The 257-nt window shown below is 43.2% G+C and carries 1 protein-coding gene; it reads right to left on the bottom strand.

Annotation, left to right across the window (positions count from 1 at the left end):
- Positions 1-257: hypothetical protein (locus J0695_RS46665; RefSeq protein WP_206970267.1), on the bottom strand; the 257-nt coding region annotated here is incomplete at both ends.

Below are 257 nucleotides of genomic sequence, written 5' to 3'. Positions count from 1 at the left end.
TCGTTCAGCTTTTTCTCTATGAAGAGGTCCAGAACTGACATAATGAATGGCGGAATCGTTTTAACGTCAGGCTGCGCTTTTCCAGTGCCGACTAAAAACAGGAATTCCCTCATCAGCCCGTGGAAAATGATGACGATATCCCATATAAACGGCTCGACCTCTTCGCCGTACGCTTGAATGATAGAGTCTTTATGCCAGCTGATAATCATTGATTTTGTTTCTTTCAGATGCTTTTTAAATACTGCGGTATCCGGAGA

This window comes from Streptomyces beijiangensis (assembly GCF_017315755.1).
Lineage (GTDB): Bacteria > Actinomycetota > Actinomycetes > Streptomycetales > Streptomycetaceae > Streptomyces > Streptomyces beijiangensis.
The sequence above is the reverse complement of the archived record's forward strand: the minus strand, read 5'-3'. Positions and strand labels throughout refer to the sequence as shown.